The following is a 22,206-nucleotide window of genomic DNA, read 5'->3' on the forward strand; positions in this document are numbered from 1 at the left end:
CTTGACGGGAGAGGGCCGGGGTGAGGGTGAAACCGCCGTCTGCAACATGAAGCCGACCCCATGAACCGCCGCGATCTGCTGGGCTATCTGCCGGGTCTGACGCTGCTGCTGTTCCTGGCGCCGGTCGCTGCCGGGCTGATCGGCACCTGGCTGCCCGCCTTCGGGTACTTCCCGGCGCTGGGCGGCGAGGGCTTTGGGCTGACCCCCTGGGTGATGCTGTTCGACCATCCGGGCCTCGGCGAGTCGCTGCGGCTTACCCTCGTCTCCGGCCTGCTGGCAACGCTGGTTTCCTTCGCGCTCACGATGTTTTTCCTTGCCGCCTGTCACGGCAGCCGCTTCGTCCTCGCGGTCCGCGGCCTGATGGCGCCGCTGCTGGCGGTGCCCCATGCCGCCATGGCCCTGGGGCTCGCCTTCCTCATCGCCCCCAGCGGCTGGCTGGTGCGGCTGGCTTCCCCCTGGGCGACCGGCTGGGACCTGCCACCGGACGTCGCAACGCTGCAGGACCCCAACGCCCTGGCGCTGACCCTGGGTCTGATCATGAAGGAACTGCCGTTCCTGTTGCTGATGACCCTGGCGGCGCTGGAGCACAGCCGCGCGGACGAGCGCCTCGCCATCGCGCGGTCCCTCGGCTACGGACCGGTCATGGCCTGGCTGAAGACCGTGCTGCCGGCGATCTACCGCCAGATCCGTCTGCCGATTTACGCCGTGCTTGCCTATTCCCTGTCGGTGGTCGACATGGCCCTGATCCTGGCACCGCTTTCGCCGCCGCCGCTGGCGGTGCAGGTCTTCCGCTGGTTCAACGATCCCGATCTCACCATGCGTTTCGTCGCCGCCGCCGGCGCCGTGCTGCAGTTGCTGGTGGTGGTCGGCGCCATCGGCCTCTGGCGCTGCGCCGAAGTCCTTGCCGCCCGGCTCGGCCGCATCTGGATCGCCGGGGGCCGGCGCGGCGGCAAGGGGCGGGTCCTGCGGGTCCTGGTCACCGCCGTGATCCAGGTTTTGGTGGCCTTGGCCGCCGCCGGGCTGCTGGCCATGGCGATCTGGTCCGTGACGCGGCGCTGGCGCTATCCCGACGCCCTGCCTTCGGCCCTGACCACCGATGTCTGGGCACGCCAGGGCCACGATCTGATCTGGACCACCGGCACCACCCTGATCAGCGGCCTCGCCGCCGCCTTTATCGCCCTCGCCCTGGTGCTCGGCTGTCTGGAAAACGAACAGCGCCGCGGCCTGTCGATCTCTACCAGGGCCCTCTGGCTGCTTTATGCGCCGCTGCTGGTGCCCCAGGTCGCTTTCCTCTTCGGCAGCCAGGTGCTTTCCATCCAGATCGGCATAGATGGGACCTGGATTGCCCTGGTCTGGAGCCATCTCCTCTTCGTGCTGCCCTATGTCTTTCTTTCCCTCGCCGACCCCTACCGCGCCCTCGACGAACGCTACAGCCGCACGGCGCTCTGCCTGGGGGCCAGCCCGAACCGTATCTTCTGGCGCGTGAAGCTGCCCATGCTGCTGCGTCCGATCCTCTTCGCCACCGCTGTCGGTTTCGCCGTCAGCGTGACACAATACCTGCCGACCCTGTTTGCCGGGGCCGGCCGCTTCGTCACCTTGACGACCGAGGCCGTCAGCCTTTCCGCCGGAGGAGACCGCCGCGTCATGGGTGTCTTCGCCTTCCTGCAGGCAGCCCTGCCGCTTGCCGCCTTCGCCGCCGCCCTGGCGCTTCCCAAGCCCCTGGCGCGCAGCCGCGCGTTGCGGGAACAACGCGCATGACCGTGGTCTCCGTCACCAGGGACTACGGTCTCGCCCTGCGCCAAGTGGCGCTGAGCCACGGCGGCCGGCGCTTCCTCGGTCCCCTCAGCCTGGATGTCGCGCCCGGCGAGGTGGTCACCGTGATGGGACCCAGCGGCTGCGGCAAATCGAGCCTGCTGGCCTTCGTCTGCGGCACCCTGGACCCGGCACTCAGCGGGGCCGGCCGCATTCTGCTGAACGGCGCCGACATCGGCGCCCGCCCGCCGGAGCAGCGGCGGGTCGGCATCCTGTTCCAGGACGACCTGCTGTTCCCCCATCTCTCGGTGGCGGGCAACCTGGCTTTCGGCCTGCCGCCGGCAATGCGCGACCGCAAGGCCCGGCGCGCGCGCATCGAGGAAGCCCTGGCCGAAGCCGACATGGCGGAATTCTATGACCGCGACCCGGCCACCCTGTCGGGCGGACAGCGGGCGCGGGTCGCCCTGTTGCGTACTTTGCTGTCAGAGCCTTGCGCTCTGCTGCTCGACGAACCCTTTGCCAAGCTGGACGTCGCCCTCAGGGCCAGGTTCCGCAGCTTCGTCTTCGATCATGCCCGCGCCCAGGAACTGCCGACCCTGCTGGTGACCCACGATCCCCAGGATGCCGCCGACGCCGGCGGTCCGGTCATCGAAATCGACGCCGCCGGGCGTCTGCTTGGCGGCAAACAGGTCGCGGCAAACCAGCGCAGCCCGCAACGTCCCTAAGCGGCTGGCGCGACGGGCGTCGGACCCTGGGTCTCTGTTGGGCAAACGGAATAGTTTCTCAGATTCTCCGTCTTACCTTTAACGCGCCCCTCTAGGTGCGGTCATCGCCATACCCGCTCTCGATTTCAGGCCCATCAAAACACGAAAATCCTACACAAAGCACAACTGGGAACCGTTCAGCTTGCCAGACTGACCTGCGGGGGCGGCTTTGCAAAAAACGGGAGACTTTCGGAAATGATGCTACCGAAGATACTGATCTCACTGACAGCGGCCGTTGCGCTCAGCGGCTGCGTTGCCGGTTATAACGTCGACGAGATGCGGGGTGCTCAAGGCAGCGGCACCCCCTTCACCCAAGCGCTGACCGACGAATACAGAGACCTCACGGTCTTCGAAGCCGACGAAATGGTCGACTGGGTCTCCGCCGACCTCTATGCCCGCAAAGGCCTTCTCGCCGCCGAAGGCAGCGAGGTACAGCCGGAAGTCGTCAGCGACTGGCATCTACCGGAATCCATGGTCGATGAATTCACCACCGCCCGTGCCCGCCTGGTCGAGCTGCTGGATGCCAGCGCCAGAACCAAGGCGCCGGAAGATGCCGCCATCGCCCAAACGCGCTTCGACTGTTGGATCGAACAGCAGGAAGAAGGACACCAGTTGGACCACATCGCGCGCTGCCGCGAGGAATTCTATGCCGCCATCGAACGCCTCGAAGGCATGATGGCTGCCGCACCGCCGCCGCCTGCCCCCACCCCGGCCCCACCGCCGCCGGCGCGGCCGCAGGCCTTTGTGGTCTTCTTCGACTTCGACAGCGCCAGCCTCTCCCCCGACGCCGACGCGGTGATCGACGAGGCTCTGGCGGTCTCAGGTTCCGGCGGCTTCACCGAGTTCTCGGTAACCGGCCATGCCGACCGCGCCGGTTCCGAAGACTACAACCTGGAACTCTCTCTGCGCCGCGCCAACGCCGTGCGTGACGCCCTGAGCAGCGGCGGGGCCGATCCGGACGGGCTCTTCGTCGCCGGTCGCGGCGAAGCCGAACCGGCGGTTCCAACCGCCGACGGGGTGCGCGAGCAGGCCAACCGACGAGTGGAAATAATTCCTCAATAACAACAACTTATTATGTTTTTGGGCCGGAGTCGCAGATCAGCGGCTCCGGCCCTTTCTTGTCGGTCCCTGAGGGCGTAAACTGCGGTCGATCAGATATCGTCGGGCGGCAGCCGAGAGGCTTCGGACTAAAAGCCTCGCTGCGGGCCGCCGGCCGAAAAGGAACCCTCAAGATCATGTACAGCGCCACCACCCAGTCCATCAACGTGACGGTGAAGCCGATCTACCTGGACGACCAGTCCTCGCCCACCGAGGGACACTATGTCTGGGCCTATCAGGTGACCATTGAAAACAGCGGCCGTGAGACCGTGCAGTTGCTGAATCGCTATTGGCGGATCACCGATTCCATGGGCCGCGTGCAAGAGGTTCAAGGTGCCGGTGTGGTCGGCGAGCAGCCGACCCTGGAACCCGGCGAAAGCTTTGAATACACCAGCGGCACCCCCCTCACCACACCGTCTGGAATCATGGTCGGAACCTACGAGATGGAGTGCGCCGACGGGCGGCGCTTCGACGTCGAGATCCCGGCCTTTTCGCTGGACAGCCCGCATCAGCCCGTGCAACTCAACTAGCGCCTGTCAGGCTGAGCCGTTTGGCCGGGAACCTTGGGGGAAGAACGCCGCGTGAGCGACAGCCACAACATTCAGCCGCTTGCCGCTCGCGGACGGCCGAGCCGGCAGCAGGGCCCGTTCCGCAGCAATGCCTCGACCCGGCGCGCGTTCCTTGCCCTGGTCGGCAATCCTGTCAGCTAGAGCGCCGCAACCGTGATCGAACTGCGCCCGGTCATCTTCGTCATCGGTATTCTGATCACCGTCCTGGCCATCGCCATGATCATTCCGGCGGTGGTCGACGCCGCGGTCGGCCATCCCGACTGGCTGGTCTTCTCCAAGGCCTCGGCGGTCACCCTTTTCACCGGGGTGTCGATGATGCTGACGACGCGGGCGAAGCTGGGCAACTTCTCCCTGCGCCAGGCCTTTGTGATGACCAACCTCGCCTGGCTGGTCATCGCCATCTTCGGCGCCCTGCCTTTCACCTTTTCAGAGCTGGAGCTGAGCTTCACCGACGCCTTCTTCGAATCCATGTCCGGCGTCACCACCACCGGCGCCACGGTGATCGTCGGCCTGGATTTCGCCCCGCCGGGCATCTTGTTGTGGCGGTCGATCCTGCAATGGCTCGGCGGCGTCGGCATCATCGTCATGGCCGTCGCCATCCTGCCGGTACTGCAGGTCGGCGGCATGCAGATGTTCCGCGTCGAAGCCTTTGAAACCGACAAGGTGCTGCCGCGCGCCGCGCAGATCGCCGGCGGCATATCGATCATCTACGTCTTTCTGACCGCCGTGGCGGCGATTCTTTTTTGGTCCGTCGGCATGAACACCTTCGATGCTGTCGCCCATGCCATGACCTCTATCGCCACCGGCGGGTTCTCCACCTACGACGCGTCGGTCGCCCACTTCGCCAATCCCGCCGTCGATTGGACCATGAGCTTCGTCATGGTGCTGGGCTCGATCCCCTTCGTGCTTTACCTGCGGGTCATCCGCGGCGACTTGCGGCCGGTCTTCGCCGACGCCCAGGTGCGCTGGTTTCTGACCATCCTGGGCATTACCATCGTTCTCATCACACTCTGGCTCGCCTCCGGCTCGGCTCTGGGTTTCTTCGACGCCCTGCGCTATGCCACCTTCAACGTCATCTCGGTAATGACCGGCAGCGGCTTTTCCACCGCCGACTACAACGCCTGGGGCAGCTTTGCGGTTTCGGTCATGTTCATTCTGATGTTCGTCGGCGGCTGTGCCGGCTCGACCACCTGCGGCGTCAAGATCTTCCGTCTGCAGGTGCTTTATTCCACCGCCCGGGCACAGCTCCACCGCCTGATGCAGCCCAACGGCGTGTTCTTTCCCTATTACAACAAGAAGCCGATCCCCGAAGCCGTCGCGTCTTCGGTGATGTCGTTCTTCTTCCTCTTCGTCATCTGCTTTGCCTTTCTCGCCATGGGCCTGGGCATGACCGGCCTGGACTTCGTCACTGCCATTTCCGGCGCCGCCTCAGCCATCGCCAATGTCGGCCCGGGCCTGGGCGACGTGATCGGACCGGCCGGGAACTACGCCAGCCTGCCGGACAGCGCCAAGCTGCTGCTTTCGGTCGGCATGCTGCTGGGGCGTCTCGAACTCTTCACCGTGCTGATCCTGCTGGCCCCCGCATTCTGGCGTGGTTGAGGAAAAAAACATGATACGACCCACCTCCCGCGACATGATCGAGAAGCTTGTCGGCTTCGACACGGTATCGGCCAAGTCGAACCTGGCGCTGATCGACTTCGCGCAGAACTATCTGGAAAGCCACGGCGCGCGCTGTCAGCGCAGCACCAATCCCGAAGGCACAAAGGCCAACCTGCTGGCCAGCCTGGGCCCCGACCTGCCCGGCGGCGTGGTGCTTTCAGGACACAGCGATGTGGTGCCGATCGACGACCAGCCCTGGGACAGCGATCCCTTCACCCTGGTCGAAAAGGACGGACGGCTTTACGGCCGCGGCACGGCGGACATGAAAAGCTTTCTCGCCATTGCCCTGGGGCTGGTGCCGGAGTTCACCGCCAAGCCCCTGGCGCGGCCGATCCACCTTGCCTTCTCCTATGACGAGGAAGTCGGCTGTACAGGCGTTCCCGGCCTGATCAACGATCTGACTCACAGCCTGCCGGAGCCGGCGCTGGTGATTGTGGGCGAGCCGACCTCCATGCAGATCGTCAACGGGCACAAGGGCTGCTTTCTCTTCGAGACCCGGATCAAGGGTCAGGCCGCCCATTCCAGCCTGCCGCAACTGGGCGCCAACGCCATTATGGCCGCCGGCAGAATCATCGCCCACATCGCCGAACTGGCAGAGGCAAAGCGCAGCGCCGCCGACCTGAACAACCCCTTCGACCCGCCCTACACCACCTTCAACCTCGGGGAAATCAACGGCGGCAAGGCCATCAACATCGTCGCCCAGGATTGCCGTTTCACCTGGGAATTCCGCCCCCTGCCCGGCGAAGACACCGCAGCCATCATTGCCGAGATTGAACGCTTCACTCAGGAAGACGTCCTGCCGAAGTTGCGCGAATTCGCGCCCCATGCGGAGATCGAAACCCTGCGCCCCGCAACAGTCCTTCCGCTCGCGCCGGAAGACGAGGGTGCGGCGGAGAGCCTGGTGCGCCGCCTCACCGGGGCCAATGACAGCAGGGTGGTTTCCTTCGGCACCGAGGGTGGTTTGTTCCAGGCCGCCGGTCTGTCGACCATCGTCTTCGGGCCCGGCTCCATCGACCAGGCTCATCAGGCCAACGAGTACATCGACCTTTCGCAGGTGGCGGCCTGCGAGACCTTCCTGCTGAAGCTCCGCGACTGGGCGGCCGCCTGAAGGTCTCAAGCACTACTTCTGAAGCAGATCCAGTTCCGCAACGCTGTGGAATGTGACCGCCGCGCCGAAGAAGCGGCTGGCGAAGGTCGACACCCGTTCGGGATCGCCTGATGTCAGGAAACGGACACCGCCGGCAGCGTTCTGCGCTGCGGCAAAGCGCTTATGGCGGCGCAGATAATCCGCCAGGCTGTCCGCCACGATCAGGGGCTGGTCGAGCAGGCGGGTTTCTTCCGGCAGGGCAGCGGCAAAGCAATCGGCCACCAGCGGATAGTGGGTACAGCCCAGCACGGCGGAGTCCGGTTTCTCGCCGCCGCTCGCCGCCATCAGTTCGCCGACATAACCGGAAACCATGCTCTGCAGTTCGTCCGCTGCGGCCTGTCCTTCGATCGCCGCCACGAGGTTTTTGCAGGCCTGGGAGACCACCCGCAACTGCGGTGCGCGCAGAGAAATCTCCAAGGGATAGGCACCGGAAAGCACCGTGCGTTCGGTGGCGAAGATGGCGACCAGTCCGTCCGGTTGCGTTTGGCCGGGCACCGGCAGGCCGTCGCGCCAGGAAACCGCCGTCAAAGCCTCAACCATCGGCACGAAGACGCCGAGCACCCGGTGATTGGGCGCGTTCTGCGGCAGCCAGTCCTGCTGCATCCGCCGAAGGGCGACGGCCGAAGCGGTGTTGCAGGCCAGCAGCACCAAGCGGCAGCCGTGCTGGAACAGCCGCTCCACCGCCTCCAGCGTCAGGCGGTAGACTTCTTCCGGATCGCGCCGGCCATAGGGCGCAAAGGCGTGATCGCCGAAATAGACGAAGTGTTCCTGCGGCATGCGCGCCGTCAACTGGCGCAGCACCGTCAGCCCGCCGTGACCGGAATCGAAAACCCCGATCATTCTGATAAATCCATTCCAGCGGCCTGCTGAAAAAGGAGGATGGAGCCCTCAGCCATCCTTCGGGACAGCCCCCTACGGGGCTTCCTCAGGATGAGGTTTGGGCCCGACTTCAAAGAGTTGACCTCATGCTGAGGAGGCGCGCAGCGCTGTCTCGAAGCATGTCTGCCCCAATCACGCGACCCTTTCAGCAGGCTGCTAGAGCACGATGTAAGGAAAGAAGGCACTGCGGATGGTTTCCTCAAGCTGGCTGTCGAGGTCCTTCATGACGTCCTCCGTCAACTTGTACCAGACCGCCTCGCGTTCTCTCAGGCTAATATCTTCCGGCACGGTGACAGAGCGGCGCGCCTCGGCCCGCGCCGTGCCCTGAACCTGGCGGCCGTCGAGAACCTCCATGTCGATGACGATCCTTGTCTCATAGCGCTCCGACTGGTCCGTGGTCAGCAATCCGGTGACGCCGCTTTCGGTCGCCAGCGCCGTCTCGACCGCGGAAGCCTCACGCACGATGTAGCGGAACACCAGGCGATCGCCCTCGGCCTCCAGCCGGTCCTGCGCCCAACGCACGGCGGCATCGTTGGGCCTTACGGGAAAGCGGTGTTCGACATTGGGATCCTTCCCCGGCGCCAGATAAGCCTGTTCGACGCGAACCTCGCCGACATCGAGCCGGATTTCCGGCTTGTGGGCATAAGTGATCTCGGCAAAGCGGTTTTGCGGATCATCCAAAGCACAAGCCGCCACCAGGCCGAACAGGAATACCGAAAAAGGCAGACGCCTCACATAGGCCAACATGCCGCAGACTCCTTAAACTCTCTCTTTCGAAGGCAGGGGACAGGGATAGTGAGGGAATTGGGCAGGATCAAGGCGAGGGACTTGTCAAGGCGGGCGCCTGATCAAGACGCGTAGATGCGTTCCAGGTCGGCGTCGTCGAAACGGTAAACCCTGGTACAGAACTCACAGGTTACTTCAACCGCGCCGTTCAGCTTCAGGTCCTCAATCTCCGCCCGCGGCATGGCGGCCAGTACGGCCTCCAGCCTCTCGCCGGAGCAGCGGCAAGCCTCCACCAGAGGGCGCGGCTCGAAGACCCGCACCCCCTCCTCGTGGAACAGGCGGTAGAGCAGATCGTTCAGCGGCAGGCTGTCGTCGAGCAACTCCTCGGGGCTGCAGCTTGCCTGCAACACCATGGCCCGGCGCCAGTCGTCCTCATGATCGATATCGCCGATGCTCTCCTCCGGCAGGCGCTGCAGCACCAGGGCGGCGGCGACCCAGGCACCGCCACGCCGGCCAGCCGCCAGCACGATGCCGCTCTGCAACTGTTCGGACTGCATGAAGTAGTGCTGCAAACAGTCCGCCAGGGTATCGCCGTCCAACGCGACGATGCCCTGATAGCGGTCGCTGTGAGATCCCTGATCCACGGTAAAGGCCAGCGCCCCCTTGCCGAACAGGGCCGGCACCGTCGGGCGGCCGCCGTCCGCCGCCGCGACGGCCCGGTCCAGCTTTTCCTGGTCGAAGCTGGCATAGCCGCGCATCGCGCCCTCGGAGGTGACGTCGACCACCATGATGCGGATCGCGCCGTCACCGCTGGCCTGCAGCGTGAAGACCCCTTCATACTTCAGCATCGCCGAGAGACCGCCGCAGAGCGCCAGCATCTCCGCCAGCAACTGGGCGACGGGTTCGGGATAGTCGTGGCGCCTCAGGATCTCGCTGCTGACCTGCTCCAGGCGCAGGAGGCGCCCCCGGATGTCGGAGGATTCGAGCAGGAAGGGCTGGACCTGGTCGGCTTCAAGCCGTGCGCCGGGACTGCCGCCTTCCGGCATCAGGTCAGACACCATGTGAGAATGCCCTTTTGGGCATGAAGCCGATTTTCAGCCTCGTCCCAGACCGCCGACTGCGGACCGTCGATGACCGCCGCCGTCACCTCGTCGCCGCGATGGGCCGGCAGGCAGTGCAGGAAAATCGCATGCGGCTTGGCCTGCGCCATGACGCGCTCGTCCACCTGATAGGAGCGCAGCAGGTTATGGCGGCTCTCGCCGTCGTCGTCGCCCATCGACACCCAGGTATCGGTGACCACCGCGTCGGCATCTTTCACCATGGCATCGACATCGGAGGAGACGATGATCTTGCCGCCTTCCGCCGCCGCCCAGTCGAGCACCGGCTGCGGCGGGCGCAGGGGTTCCGGACAGGCCAGACGCAGTTCGAAGTTGAAACGCACCGCCGCGTGAATCCACGAGGCCGCCATGTTGTTGCCGTCGCCGCACCAGGTCACCACCTTGCCGTCGATGCGGCCGAGATGTTCCTCGAAGGTCATGACGTCGGCCATCAACTGGCAGGGATGGGTCACATCGGTGAGGCCGTTGATCACCGGCACCGTCGCGTAGTCCGCCATCTCCAAAAGGATCTCTTCCTTGGTGGTGCGGATCATGATGGCATCGACATAGCGCGAGAGCACGCGGGCGGTATCGGCAACGGTCTCGCCGCGGCCGAGCTGGGTGCCGCTCGGCTCCAGCACCACGGCTCTGCCGCCCAACTGGTTGGCCGCCACCTCGAAGGAAACGCGGGTGCGGGTCGAGGGTTTCTCGAAGATCATCGCCAGGGTCTTTCCGGCCAGAGGCGCTGCCTCGCCGTTGGCGGCCTCGCCGCGCTTTATGCGGCCGGCGGTATCCAGCATGACCCGCAGCTCGGCGGTATCGAGCCGGTCGAGATCGAGAAAGTGTTTGGGCCGGTTTGCGGTCTGCGCTGTCATGTCACGCAGCCTTCGCCCAGGTAGCGCAGGCCCGGTCGATGGCCTGAACCGCTTCCTTCACCTGGGTCTCGTCGATGATCAGCGGCGGCAGCAGGCGAATGACGTTCTCCGCCGCGCCGACCGTCAGCAGGCCCTCTTCGCGCAGCTTCGCAATGATTTCGGTATTGGGCGCCACGCACTGCAAACCCAGCATCATCCCGGCCCCGCGCACCCCGGCCAGAACCTCGGGATAGCGTTTCACCAGATCGTTCAGTTCGCGCCACAGCAGGCGGGCGATACGGTCGACCTGCGGCAGGAAACCTTCTTCCAGCATCACGTCGAGCACCGCATTGGCAACCGCCATGGCCAGCGGGTTGCCGCCGAAGGTGCTGCCGTGGGTGCCGGGCTGCATGGCCTCGGCCGCCTTGTCCGTCGCCAGGATGGCGCCGATCGGAAAGCCGCTGCCCAGGCCCTTGGCCAGCGCCATGACGTCCGGCGCCATATCGGCCCACTGATGGGCGAAGAGCTTGCCGGTCCGGCCCATGCCGCACTGAATCTCGTCGAAAATCAGCAGCAGGCCATATTCGTCGCAGACCGCCCGCAGGGCGCGCAGATAGTCCAGATCGGCCGGGCGCACGCCGCCCTCGCCCTGGATTGGTTCGACCAGGATCGCCGCGGTCTCCGACGTGATCGCGTTGCGCAGTTCGTTCATGTTGCCGAAGGGCACCGAGTCGAAGCCCTCGCTGACCGGCCCGAAACCATCGAGGTACTTGGGGTTCCCGGCCGCCGAGAGGGTCGTCAGGGTGCGGCCGTGAAAGGCGCCGGTGCAGGAGATCACCCGCGTCTTTTCCGGATGACCGGCGGCGAAGTGATAGCGGCGGGCGAGCTTCAGGGCGCCCTCCACCGCCTCGGCGCCGGAGTTGCAGAAGAACACCCGGTCGGCAAAGCTGCTGGCGGCGATACGCTCGGCCAGCCGGGCACCGTCGGGAATGGTGTAGAGGTTGGAGACGTGCCAAAGCTTGGCAGCCTGTTCCTGCAGCACCTCGACCAGATGCGGGTGGCTGTGGCCCAGGGCGTTCACCGCAATGCCGGAGGCAAAGTCCAGATATCGTCGCCCGTCCGCCGTATAGAGATAGGGGCCTTCGCCGCGCTCGAAAGCGAGGTCGGCGCGCGCATAGGTCGGCATCAAAGCGTCACTCACGGACCAAACTCCTAAATCCAGGACCACCAACGGCTGTCGCCCGGTCTGGCCCCGAGAGGTCAAACCCAAGATTCGCTTGGTTTTGGGCTGATATTCAAGCCACTTCAAAGCCTATGCGGCTTTCACCCCAGGCTGAAGGGGCGACACTATTGGCGGAATACCGGGCACTGTCAACCAAACCGTCAACGATGAAGGAGCCAAGCGGCGCGACCCACGGCCATCGCCGGGTGTGGACCGACATCACCCCCAAACGCCTCCGCGGCTTCTGATTGCGCGCCGCCCAAACCCGGCTGCAAGACCAACCCGCCGGCAAGATCGTCACCCAACCGTCATGCTTCGCGCTGCCAAGGCCAAGGCGCCAACGGCGGAATTGCTGGCCCTTCCGGAAACCAACCGCAACGGCCTTGCGCAACCGGAGAGGCGCATGGCCTTGTAGGTCCTTCAGAGCCGACAGATCTTCGGCGCTTTCACCGAAGTCACGCAGACCAACGGCGCCGGACCGCAGGCAGGAAGATGAACGCCCAGGCAACCGAAACAGAGATCGATCCGCAACTGGCACCCAGCCTGGGCGAGGCCTTTCGCGTCTTCGCGAAAATCGGACTCCTCTCATTCGGCGGGCCGGCGGCGCAGATCGCCCTGATGCATCGCGTCATCGTCGAAGAGAAGGGCTGGTTGAGCGAGAGCCAATATCTGAGCGCGCTCAGCTTCTGCATGCTGCTGCCGGGGCCGGAAGCGATGCAACTCGCCACCTATTCGGGCTGGCGACTGCACGGCTGGCGCGGCGGCCTGCTGGCCGGGCTGCTGTTCGTTCTGCCGGGGGCGGTGGTCATCCTGGCGCTGGCGGCGGCCTATGCCGCGTTCGGCCAGGTTCCGCTGGTCGCCGCCCTCTTTCTCGGGATCAAGGCGGCCGTCCTGATCATTGTCGTCGAGGCTTTGTTGAAAGTAGCCAAGCGGGCGCTGCTGCACAGCGAACACTGGATGCTGGCGGGCTTTGCCTTCGTCGGCCTGTTCTTTCTCGCCCTACCCTATCCGCTGATCGTTCTCCTGGCCGCCGCCTTCGGCTTTCTGTACGGGGCCAAAACCGGGGAGGCCCCCGCCACCCGGAAGCCGGCCGGCGCGCCGCTGCGCCAGACCGTGACGACCATCTTTCTCTGGCTGGCGATTTGGTGGATACCGGTACTGGCGGTCGGACTGTTCTTCGATCAGGCGATCCTCTCGGAAATCGGCGCCTTCTTTTCAAAGCTGGCGGTCGTGACCTTCGGCGGTGCCTATGCCGTGCTGGCCTACATGGCCCAGGACGTGGTCCATCACTTCGGCTGGCTCACGGCGGGCGAGATGATGGACGGGCTCGGCCTCGCCGAGACCACCCCGGGCCCGCTTATTCTGGTGACCGAGTTCGTCGGCTTCATCGCCGCCTATCGCGAGGGCGGCCTGGGGCTGGGTCTGGCCGGGGCCGCCGTCACCCTCTGGGTCACCTTCGTTCCCTGCTTCCTGTGGATCTTCGCCGGGGCGCCCTACATCGAGTGGATCTCTACCCAGCCACGCCTCAGCAGGGCGCTTTCCGCCATCACGGCCGCAGTCGTCGGCGTGATCCTCAACCTCTCGGTCTGGTTCGCCCTCCACGTCGTCTTCGCCAGTGTTTCGGCGGAGATTTACGGCCCCTTCACCATCTGGCAACCCGATCTTATGTCCGTCGACTGGCGGGTGCTGGTGCTGTCGGCTCTCTGTGCTTTTCTCATTCTCAGGCGGCACTGGGGCATCACACCGGTCCTGGCGATTGCATCCCTCGCCGGCGCGGTGCTGAGCGTTCTGTTCTAGCCGGGCACCGCAAGGCGGCCGGCGGCAGTTCAGTGCAGCCGCGTGACGGTGAAGCCCTGCACCTCAAGCAGTCGGAGAATACCTTCCTCCCCCGAGAGGTGGCCTGCCCCGACGGCCACGAAGGTGGGGCCTTCCGCCATCAGCGGCAGCATGCGCTCAACCATGATCCGGTTGCGGTTTCTCAGAATCCTGAAGTCCAGCTTCTCCGCAGCCTGGGGTTCGTACCAACTGAGGCTTTCATGCCAAAAGGCATGCAGCATCGCGAGGTCGCCGTCGAGATAAGACTGCACCATCGGCGCGCCGGATCGCCGGCTGTGATAAAGCTCGACCGTGGCCCGCAGCAGCATCGCCTGGATTTCAAGCGGGATGGTGTCGTACTTGGTGAAACCCTCTTCCTGGGTTTCCAGACCGACAACGGTCTTGCCTTCGTCGCGCGCGCGGGTCTGCAGCCAGTCGTCCAGGACCGGCTGGTTGCGGATCGATTCATCATCATTGGTGTAGAAGCCGGCCCGCGCACCGCCGAGGTAGTCCCAGAAGATCCAGGGCTTCAGATCGTTGCGCGGCCGCTGGTCCCTAGACCGCATGATGAACTGAAGTTTGCCGAAGGTGTCATTGCCGACGATACTGCGCAGGGTGGTTCCCTCAGGCAACTTCACCATCTCGACATCGGCTTCAAAGGCCTCGGCATCCGGGCCGTAGTCGTACTCGAAGGCGGCAATCTCAGAGTCGACAAACGCACTCTCCACCGCCGCGGGGATGTCGAGCACCCGCGGATCGGAGATATGGTAGGTGCCGAAGACGTAACTGGGCTCGATGCCCTCGCCGTCAATCTGCCAGATGCGGCCCTGGCCAAAAGGGATGTCCGGCCGTTCCGGCAACGGACGCGGCTCCGGCGCCGCGCAGCCGGCAATCACTGCAACCAGCAGTCCGCAACACGCCACGCTCCGCGCGCGGGACCTCCATATCTCGGCGAACATCACATCCCAACCCCAAAGATCAATCAAGCAAGCGGCAACAGCCTCAACTGCCGATCTTATCCCTCAAGGATTGCACCCTAGGCATGAAATTTGAAGTCGGAAAATTCAACCGAAACCAATCCCTACGAAGTCAGTAAATCCGCGTCACCCGATAGCCGCGCTGCTCCAGAAGATGAAGGATGCCCTCCTCGCCGGGCATGTGCAGGGCGCCGACGGCGATGAAGGCCTTGCCGCGCTTCAGCAGCGGCAGCATCCGCTTCACCATCGTGTGGTTGCGCGCGTCGAGAAAGGCTTCCTTGAACACCTGGGCATCGGGTTCGGCGTCGTTAGCAGCCATCTCCTCGACCTGACGATAGGCGGTCCGCATGTCCCCCGCCAGATACTGTTCAAGCAGTTCGGCATGGCCGTCCGGGTTCTCCTCCAACTGCGCCAGCACCTCGCGCAGGATTTCCGCAGGATCACTCTCGCCCTGAACCGCCTCGAATGCGGCAATCTGCTCTTCGACCTTCTCCAGCGCGACCACCCGCATGCCAAGATCGTAGGCCCATTGGATCAGCCAGAGATCAAGGATCAGATCACCGTCTAGACGACGCCGGAATTCTTCGGGGGAAACCTGGAACGTCAAAGCCAGGGCCCAGGGCTGCATCGTCTCGACCGCCCTGGCCGGAATGCCATAGGCCGCCGCCAGTTCTACGACCTTTTCGTAGGTTTCCTTATCCAGCAATTTGGCAAGGGACGTCCGCTTCGGCAGACGCTGGGCCTGTGCCGTCTTCTCGCGCTCTTCGGGATGAAACAGCAACTCGAAGGCGGCCTGCTCCGATCCTTCAAAGGCCCGGCGGATTTCCGGTGGCAGATCGCGCACCCGTGCGTCTGTTACGTGGATGGTGCCCATGACATGACTGGGCGGCGCATCGCCCCGCTCGATCTTCCAGAGCCGGCCCTCGCCGTGGCGGACCGGATGGTCTTCGGCGGCGGCGGCCACGCCCGACCACAGCAGCAGAATCCCGAGGACGGGAAGTCCAAGAACAGCACGGAACGGCAGGCCAAAGTGTTTTCCGGTCATGGCAGGTTCCCAAGGCGCGGTCGATTGCCGATCGCCTCAGGCTGCCCCGGAAAGCTTAAGAATCAGGCAAATCCGGGATTTGTCTCAATACACCCGGGTCACGCGGTAACCCTGCTTTTCCAGGAGATCGAGGACGCCGCCTTCGCCCGGCAGGTGGGCGGCGCCGATGGCAATGAAGGCCTGCCCGTCGGCGAGGTAGGGCTGCATCCGCGTCACCATGGTGACGTTGCGGTCATAGATCAGACGCTGCCGAAACCGTTCTGCCGCTTCCTGATCGCTGACACCGGACATGTCGTTTACCTGATCCAGGATGGCCCCGATATCGCTCTTCATGTAAGCCTGAAACAGTGCCGCAAATTCATTTTCCGCCTTGGCGCTGTCAGCCACGAGATCCCGGACCATGGCGACCTGTTCGGCTTCCGTCATCTCGTTGAAAACGGCAATCTGTTCGCGATAGCTTTCCAGGCCGTGCACCGGCTTGCCGCGGCGCTGGGCCTCGCTGCGCAGCCATTCGTCCAGGCTCTTCTCACCCCGGGCCTTGCGGGCCATCTCCGCCGGCGGCGCAACGAGGAAAAGGCTTAGGGCCCAAGGTTTCAGCGGCCGCAATGCCTGGGGCGGCAGATTGTAACGGGTCGCCGCCTGGGCGACCGTCGCGAAGAGTTCCGGCCCCAGGATCTCGTCGAGTTGGCGCCCGTCGGAGAGCATCATCGCCTGGGTCATGAGCGCCGGACCCTGCGGGTCGTCCGGCAACTCAAAGACCGCGACATGCGCGGCGATAAAGGGCTGGCGCACCTGTTCCGGCAGCTCGCGCAGACGTGGATCGCTCAGATGGATGGTGCCAAAGACATGACTTGCAGGACGGCCGTCGCGCTCGACCTTCCAGAAAACGCCCTGGGTGAAGCGCGTTTCCTCTGCAGCGGCCGGCGCGGCGACCAGTAGCGCCGCAAGAAAACCCGCAAGAAGAAGCGGCAGAGCCGCCGACTTTACGGTTTGATCTTGTAACCCACGGCAAAGAGCCGCCAGCCCAGTAAAGCCAGCCCCAGAATGAGGATGCCGAGTACCGCGAAACCGACGGTATGGGAGCTTTCCGCGTGGCCGATCAGCCCGGCGCGGAAACCATCGATCGCGTAGAAGACGGGGTTGTAGAAGATCCATTCTCTGAAAGCCTCCGGCAGGCGCTCAACCGAAAAGAAGGTTCCGGACAGCAGCCCCAGGGGCACGACGACGAAACCTTCCACTGCAGAGTAGTGATCCCAGCGCTCGGCCCAAAGCCCCACGACAGTCCCGAGAAAGCCGAAGAGCAGAGCCGTCGCGACGGCAAAACCGATAACCAAGCTTGCATCGAAAGATGAAAAATCCACGAAGACCGACGCCGCCCCGCCGACCAGCAAGCCTACCGCAAGGCCGCAGGTTGCCGAGGAAAGCGCATAGCCGGCGAGCAGTTCAAGCGGGCTCAACGGCGCCATCTGCACGTCGGTGATCATGCCTTCCATCTTCTCGAAAACCAGCATCGCCGCCGCATTCTCAAAGGCGGTGTGGGCGATGGCGTAGAGAATGATCCCCGGGGCGATGAACTGGATCAGGTCGATTCCCGGCACCATGGCGGCGCGTTCGCTCTGGGCCACGGCGAAGACCAGTACGAAGAGCAGGCTTGAGACCAGGGGCCCGACCAGCAATTCCAGGCCGAAGCGGAAGAACCGCAGGACGCCGCGTTTGTAATAGTGCGTCCAGAAGCCGAGGCGGTTGAAACGCCTGAAGGCCGGCGCCTGCCAGCGGCGGAAGGAGAGCAGTGCCCGGGGGGAGGACGGCTGCCGTATGCTCATGGTTTCAAGCGATAGCCGCTGGCCAGCATGCGGTGCGCCACGGCCCAGAGAAACAGATTGAACAGCGCCATGACCACCAGGCCGGTCCCCAGCGAACCGTCGGCATGGCCGATGAAGCCGTAGCGAAAACCGTCGATCATGTAGAAGAAGGGATTGAAGTGCGCCACCGTCTGCCAGATCGGCGGCAGACGCTCGATCGAGTAGAAAGTGCCGGAGAGAAAGGAGAAAGGCGTGATCACGAAGTTGGTCACCGCGGCGATGTGATCGAACTTTTCCGACCAGATGCCGCCGATCATGCCGAGCAGCGCCAGCATCAGCGATGCCATCAGCGCATGATAGAGGATGAACAGCGGCGCGTGGATCTGCAGCGGTACGAAGAGCCACATGCCAAGGCCCACCGCCGCGCCGACCATCAGGCCGCGGGTAACGCCGCCGGCGGAAATGCCCAGGGTCAGCTCTGTCGCGGAAAGCGGCGGCATCAGAATGTCGACGATATTGCCCTGAACCTTGGCGATCACCAGGGAGGAGGAGGTGTTGGCGAAAGAGTTCTGCACCATCGCCATCATGATCAGGCCGGGGCCCAGGAAGACTGCGAAGTCGACGCCGCCGACCTGGCGCCCGCCGCCCCCCAGCGCCAGGGTGAAAATGGCGAGAAACAGCAGAGTCGTGACCATGGGGGCCAGCAGGGTCTGGGTAAAGACGTTGAGGAAGCGGCGGACTTCCTTCATGTAGAGGGTCCAGAGGCCGCGCCAGTTGACCAGCCCCAGGCGACGGACCGAAAGGGCGGCGGGAGAGACAGTTCTGTGTTCCATCTGCGATGCATAATCCGAGCCGCCGTCCGGCGCAAGCAAGGGAACTTTTGCTGCGGCTGCGAAACGAAGGGTCCGCTACCGCCGGATGGGGCCAGAGCGTGAGCGAAGAAGATCCCGCGAAGAAGCCGGAAAACCGCAGTAAGAAGCGCCGCCAGCCGCTGAAGGCGACTCCGGAAGCGCTGGAGCGGTCGGCGCTTTACTACCTCGACCGCTATGACACGGCCAGCGGGCATCTGCGGCGCCTGCTGATGGGCAAGGTGACGCTCTCGGCGCGACTCCACGGGACCGACCCCGCCGAGGGCGCCGCCGCGGTCGAGCGCCTGGTTCAGCGATTCCTGAAGGCCGGGGTTCTCGACGACGCGCGTTTCGCGCGGGAGCGGGTGCGCAGCCTGCGCGCCCGCGGCACCTCCCGGGCCATGGTGCGGGCCCGGCTGCAGGCCAAGGGCGTCGCCAGCACCTTGATCGACGAGGCGCTGGCAGGCGAAGAGGCGCCGGCGCGGGACCTCGCGGCTGCCGTCACCTACGCCAAGCGCCGCCGGCTCGGCCCCTTTCGCCTTGACGAGCGGGCAGAACGGCGGGCGAAAGACCTGGCCGCCCTGGGGCGTCAGGGCTTCGACTACGAAACCGCCCAGCGGGTGATCGACTGTGAGGATGTCGAGGAACTTCTGGCCCGATTGCCGCAGGACTGAGCGGTTTCAGGGCGCAGCAAGAGCCCCGAGAACCGCCCCATGCATCCGATTCCGCCGTTTCTGCGTAACAAGGTGTAGGCACAACTGCTGGGAAGACCCTATGCTGGTGAAACTTGGTCTCGGCAAAGCCCTGCGGAGGTTCTGTTCGATGCGTCTGCGCGCCATGGCGCTTGCCGGCCTCGCCGCCGCCGGCCTGCTGGCCAGCGGCCCGGCCCCCGCCGGGGCGACCTCGGCGCACGACTTCAGCTTTATCTCGATCGAGGGCGAGCCGCTGCCGCTGGAGCGCTATGCCGGTAAGGCGGTGCTGCTGGTGAACACCGCGTCGCGCTGCGGATTCACCCCGCAGTACGCCGGCCTGCAGGAACTCTGGGAGCGCTACCGCGGCCGCGGCCTGGTGGTTCTGGCGGTTCCCTCCAATGACTTCCTCAATCAGGAGCCGGGCAGTTCCCAGGAGATCAAGGAGTTCTGCGAGGCCCACTTCGGTATCGACTTTCCGATGACCGAGAAGCAACAGGTGATCGGCCGCGACGCCCATCCGCTCTACCGCTGGATCGCCGCGGAACTGGGCCGCGAGGGCAAACCCCGCTGGAACTTCCACAAGTTTCTCATCGGACCTGACGGCGCCGTCGTCACCGGCTGGAACTCGCGCACCCGCCCGCTGGCAGACGATGTATTGGCGGAGATTGAGCGCGCGATACCACAGGCGGCGACGAACTGAGGTGTTCCCAACCGCTCAAGGAAGCGCAGCGATCAACGGATTTTGACTTGGTATGGTGGCACCCGCTGAGCATATTGATTTGGCGCTGCAAAACGATGTTCGCGGCAGGAGGGCTACTGGTGGAAGCCGCCTCTTCCGCGCGATCCAAAGGATGTGAAACGCGATGCATGCACTGACCCGCCTCATCACTCCCGTCTTCCTGGCCTTTGCACTGAGCGCAGGCTCGGCCTGGGCGGATTCAAACGCCGGTTCCGCCGCAGCCAAGAACAAGGCCGACCCGAACTACACGCGGGCTCAGCAGATGGTCGACGACGGCAAATACGCCGACGCGATCCCGCTGCTGGAAAAGATCCTGGCCGGCGACAAGGAGAATGCCGATGCCCTGAACCTTCTGGGCTACAGCAACCGGCAGCTCGGCCAGAACGACGCGGCATTGGCGCACTACCAGGCGGCCCTGGCGCTGGAGCCGCGCCATCGCGGCGCCAATGAGTACCTGGGCGAGCTTTATCTGACCCTGGGCGACCTCGCCAAGGCGGAGGAACGTCTGGATGTCTTGGACAGCGCCTGCTTTTTCGGCTGCGACGAATACACGGAGCTGAAAAAAGCCATCGCCGACTACAAGGCAAAAGCCGGCAGCTAGACTCCGTCACGATTTGACGGCACCGGCCCGCTCCCCCTCCCGGCCACCCATAGGATACTGGCGTTGGGTGGCCGGGAGGGGGAGCGGGCCGGAACCGCTTCGACGTAAGTCGAAAACGCCCTAGTCCTTTTGCCGCTCTGCCGCCCCTGCCGGCAGCGCCCGCGCATCCTGCAGCACATGAATGTCGAGGGGTGCGGCGCGACCGCGGACGTCGATCTGATGGCTGGGAAAGGCGCTGAGGTCGAATCCGGCGTGCCCGGCCAGGGGTGCCGAGACGATGAGCTGGGCATCGAACTCCTTGGTTAGAGCCTCCAGCCGGCTGGCGGTGTTGACCGCATCACCGATGGCCGTCACCGAGGTGGCCGGACCGTAGCCCATCTCGCCGACAATGACTGAGCCGGAATGCAGGCCGATGCCGATGCGCAGCGGCTGGGCCAGATCGGCCGCAAGGCTGCTGTTCAGCTCGTCCAGGTGGGCCGCCATGCGGCGCGCCGCCTCCATTGCATTGCGGCTGCCCTGGGCGACGCCCTGCTCAATCCCGAAAAGCGCCATGACACCGTCGCCGATGAACTTGTCGACCCGGCCACCGGCCTGCTCCACCGCTGTCCCCATGGCGGTGAAATAGCGGTTGAGGACGAAAACAACGTCGTAGGGCAGGCGGTCTTCCGAGAGGGTCGTAAAGCCGCGCAGATCGGCGAAGAGGATGGCAATTTCGCGCTCGTCGCCCTGCAGATAGCCGGGCCGCGGCTTGGCCTGTTGAGGGCCCGCGGCGGGCGGCAGCAGGGGGGTCACCTCACAGTCGGTGACGACGGCGGTCTGGCAGGCCAGTCGCACATTGGGGGCGGCGCCGACCCGGGCCAGCACCTTGCGCTCCTCCGCATCGGCGGGCGGCAGATTGGCCCCGCCACGGCCGACCCGCACCCGGCAGGTCGAGCAGCGCCCGCGCCCGCCGCAGACCGAGGCGTGGGGGATGCCCGCTGAGCGGCTGGCTTCCAGCATCGTGGTTCCCTTGTTCACGGTGACCTGGCGGCCGCCGGGATAGGTGAGCCGGGCGGTCCCACGGCGGCGGCGCCAGAAGCGCCACAGCAGGCGCAGTAGCAGGGTGGCGACCAGGATGGCGAAGAAACCGGCGACCAGGGCATCGCGCAGAGTGAGAATCTCAATGATCTGATCCGAGCCCGGGGCATTGACGCGCTCCCGCATCGCCGGGATCCAATCCGGGTCCTGGGCGAGGCGGAGCACCTCGCGCCCTGCCACCAGATAAGCACTGAGCGCGAGGGCGGGGACCAGAACCGCACAGGCAAGCAAGGGTGCCGCCACCTTGTCGTACCAGGGCTTCAGGCGCAGCCAGAGATGCAATCCGATGCAGCCGTGCAGCCAGACCACCAGCACCAGCGCCACCTGCTGAATCGCAGTGGAGATGTCGAAGGCCACCTGGACCGTGACGATGTAGAGATAACTGTCCTCTAATCCATAGATTTCATGGGCAAGGCGCGTGCCCAGCACATGCAAGGCCGCCAGCGGCACGATCAGGATGCCCAGCAGGTAGCGCAGCGCCTCGGCCGCCGGCATCTTCCAGCGCTCCCGCATGAAAATGGCATAGACGGCCAGCGCCAGATGCACCAGAAGGGCCGTGTAGAGCAGGCTGCTCAGGGGCCATGAGCGCCAGAAGGCGATGAAGACCTCGCGTCCTGCCTCCAGGACCTGAAAGGAAATGAGGCCAAGCGTGAGATTCAGCAGGTGCGTGAGCACATAAGCGAAGAGAATCAAGCCGCTGAACAACCGGAGGCGCCGGATCATGTCGTTCCCTTCGAATGCCCTTAACAAAGCGGCCAGTAACCATAAACAAGGCGGCGCAGCCAGGAAAATGCATTTAGCCTTTTCTAAGGGCTTTACTTATAAAGATCCCGCTACAACTGG

At 64.8% G+C, this 22,206-nt stretch carries 21 protein-coding genes; 10 read left to right on the top strand and 11 right to left on the bottom strand.

Features of this window, described 5'->3' with window-relative positions; translation table 11 throughout:
- Positions 1-60 precede the first annotated feature (60 nt).
- The 6 genes from ACP146_RS21660 to argE all read left to right on the top strand — a co-directional run bounded on the left by ACP146_RS21660 (position 61) and on the right by argE (position 6,950).
- Positions 61-1,758: an ABC transporter permease gene (locus tag ACP146_RS21660; protein WP_422368831.1), complete on the top strand. Its 1,698-nt coding sequence runs from the start codon at positions 61-63 to the stop codon at positions 1,756-1,758.
- Positions 1,755-2,477, top strand: a complete 723-nt coding sequence (locus tag ACP146_RS21665) for an ATP-binding cassette domain-containing protein (protein ID WP_422368832.1) — start codon at positions 1,755-1,757, stop codon at positions 2,475-2,477. Before ACP146_RS21660 ends, ACP146_RS21665 begins: the two co-directional genes overlap by 4 nt.
- Positions 2,478-2,711: 234 nt before the next feature.
- Positions 2,712-3,578 (top strand): OmpA family protein, encoded by an 867-nt coding sequence (locus ACP146_RS21670; protein ID WP_422368833.1) that lies wholly within the window; start codon positions 2,712-2,714, stop codon positions 3,576-3,578.
- 173 nt (positions 3,579-3,751) lie between these two features.
- Entirely contained in the window at positions 3,752-4,144 is a 393-nt protein-coding gene (gene apaG, locus ACP146_RS21675) for a Co2+/Mg2+ efflux protein ApaG (RefSeq protein WP_422368834.1), read from the top strand.
- Positions 4,145-4,336: 192 nt separating this feature from the next.
- Positions 4,337-5,782 (top strand): TrkH family potassium uptake protein, encoded by a 1,446-nt coding sequence (locus ACP146_RS21680; RefSeq protein WP_422368836.1) that lies wholly within the window; start codon positions 4,337-4,339, stop codon positions 5,780-5,782.
- A 10-nt stretch (positions 5,783-5,792) separates the two neighbouring features.
- Positions 5,793-6,950, top strand: coding sequence for an acetylornithine deacetylase (argE, locus tag ACP146_RS21685; RefSeq protein WP_422368837.1), 1,158 nt, complete (start codon positions 5,793-5,795; stop codon positions 6,948-6,950).
- Positions 6,951-6,962: 12 nt separating this feature from the next.
- On the opposite strand, the gene murI is transcribed toward argE, so the two are convergent.
- The 5 genes from murI to ACP146_RS21710 form a co-directional block, all read right to left on the bottom strand.
- Positions 6,963-7,829: a glutamate racemase gene (murI, locus tag ACP146_RS21690; RefSeq protein WP_422368838.1), complete on the bottom strand. Its 867-nt coding sequence runs from the start codon at positions 7,827-7,829 to the stop codon at positions 6,963-6,965.
- Between the two features lie 195 nt (positions 7,830-8,024).
- Positions 8,025-8,615 carry a hypothetical protein gene (locus ACP146_RS21695; protein WP_422368839.1) on the bottom strand — a complete coding sequence of 197 codons (591 nt, stop codon included), beginning with the start codon at positions 8,613-8,615 and terminating at the stop codon, positions 8,025-8,027.
- A 101-nt stretch (positions 8,616-8,716) separates the two neighbouring features.
- A complete protein-coding gene (locus ACP146_RS21700) occupies positions 8,717-9,655 on the bottom strand; it encodes an Hsp33 family molecular chaperone HslO (RefSeq protein WP_422368840.1) in 939 nt (312 codons plus the stop codon).
- Positions 9,640-10,566 carry an ornithine carbamoyltransferase gene (argF, locus tag ACP146_RS21705; RefSeq protein ID WP_422368841.1) on the bottom strand — a complete coding sequence of 309 codons (927 nt, stop codon included), beginning with the start codon at positions 10,564-10,566 and terminating at the stop codon, positions 9,640-9,642. Before argF ends, ACP146_RS21700 begins: the two co-directional genes overlap by 16 nt.
- Before the next feature lies 1 nt (position 10,567).
- Positions 10,568-11,746 carry an aspartate aminotransferase family protein gene (locus ACP146_RS21710; protein WP_422368842.1) on the bottom strand — a complete coding sequence of 393 codons (1,179 nt, stop codon included), beginning with the start codon at positions 11,744-11,746 and terminating at the stop codon, positions 10,568-10,570.
- Between the two features lie 513 nt (positions 11,747-12,259).
- Between ACP146_RS21710 and chrA the strand changes: the two genes are divergently transcribed.
- A complete protein-coding gene (chrA, locus tag ACP146_RS21715; protein ID WP_422368843.1) occupies positions 12,260-13,564 on the top strand; it encodes a chromate efflux transporter in 1,305 nt (434 codons plus the stop codon).
- Between the two features lie 29 nt (positions 13,565-13,593).
- On the opposite strand, the gene ACP146_RS21720 is transcribed toward chrA, so the two are convergent.
- The 5 genes from ACP146_RS21720 to ACP146_RS21740 all read right to left on the bottom strand — a co-directional run bounded on the left by ACP146_RS21720 (position 13,594) and on the right by ACP146_RS21740 (position 18,239).
- A complete protein-coding gene (locus tag ACP146_RS21720) occupies positions 13,594-14,505 on the bottom strand; it encodes a TraB/GumN family protein (protein ID WP_422368844.1) in 912 nt (303 codons plus the stop codon).
- 166 nt (positions 14,506-14,671) lie between these two features.
- Positions 14,672-15,604 (bottom strand): TraB/GumN family protein, encoded by a 933-nt coding sequence (locus ACP146_RS21725; RefSeq protein ID WP_422368845.1) that lies wholly within the window; start codon positions 15,602-15,604, stop codon positions 14,672-14,674.
- 84 nt (positions 15,605-15,688) lie between these two features.
- Positions 15,689-16,438, bottom strand: a complete 750-nt coding sequence (locus tag ACP146_RS21730) for a TraB/GumN family protein (protein ID WP_422369683.1) — start codon at positions 16,436-16,438, stop codon at positions 15,689-15,691.
- Positions 16,439-16,587: 149 nt separating this feature from the next.
- Positions 16,588-17,427, bottom strand: a complete 840-nt coding sequence (locus tag ACP146_RS21735) for an ABC transporter permease (RefSeq protein WP_422368846.1) — start codon at positions 17,425-17,427, stop codon at positions 16,588-16,590.
- Complete coding sequence (locus ACP146_RS21740; protein ID WP_422368847.1) at positions 17,424-18,239, bottom strand: ABC transporter permease; 816 nt, start codon at positions 18,237-18,239, stop codon at positions 17,424-17,426. Before ACP146_RS21740 ends, ACP146_RS21735 begins: the two co-directional genes overlap by 4 nt.
- Positions 18,240-18,337: 98 nt before the next feature.
- Between ACP146_RS21740 and ACP146_RS21745 the strand changes: the two genes are divergently transcribed.
- From ACP146_RS21745 to ACP146_RS21755, 3 genes are all read left to right on the top strand, one after another.
- Positions 18,338-18,928 (top strand): regulatory protein RecX, encoded by a 591-nt coding sequence (locus ACP146_RS21745; RefSeq protein ID WP_422368848.1) that lies wholly within the window; start codon positions 18,338-18,340, stop codon positions 18,926-18,928.
- A 100-nt stretch (positions 18,929-19,028) separates the two neighbouring features.
- Positions 19,029-19,646 carry a glutathione peroxidase gene (locus ACP146_RS21750; protein ID WP_422368849.1) on the top strand — a complete coding sequence of 206 codons (618 nt, stop codon included), beginning with the start codon at positions 19,029-19,031 and terminating at the stop codon, positions 19,644-19,646.
- A 163-nt stretch (positions 19,647-19,809) separates the two neighbouring features.
- Positions 19,810-20,286, top strand: a complete 477-nt coding sequence (locus ACP146_RS21755) for a tetratricopeptide repeat protein (protein WP_422368850.1) — start codon at positions 19,810-19,812, stop codon at positions 20,284-20,286.
- 120 nt (positions 20,287-20,406) lie between these two features.
- On the opposite strand, the gene ACP146_RS21760 is transcribed toward ACP146_RS21755, so the two are convergent.
- Positions 20,407-22,086 (bottom strand): adenylate/guanylate cyclase domain-containing protein, encoded by a 1,680-nt coding sequence (locus ACP146_RS21760; protein WP_422368851.1) that lies wholly within the window; start codon positions 22,084-22,086, stop codon positions 20,407-20,409.
- Positions 22,087-22,206: the final 120 nt, after the last annotated feature.

The sequence above is a fragment of the Pelagibius sp. genome, from assembly GCF_965249265.1.
Classification (GTDB): domain Bacteria; phylum Pseudomonadota; class Alphaproteobacteria; order Kiloniellales; family Kiloniellaceae; genus Pelagibius.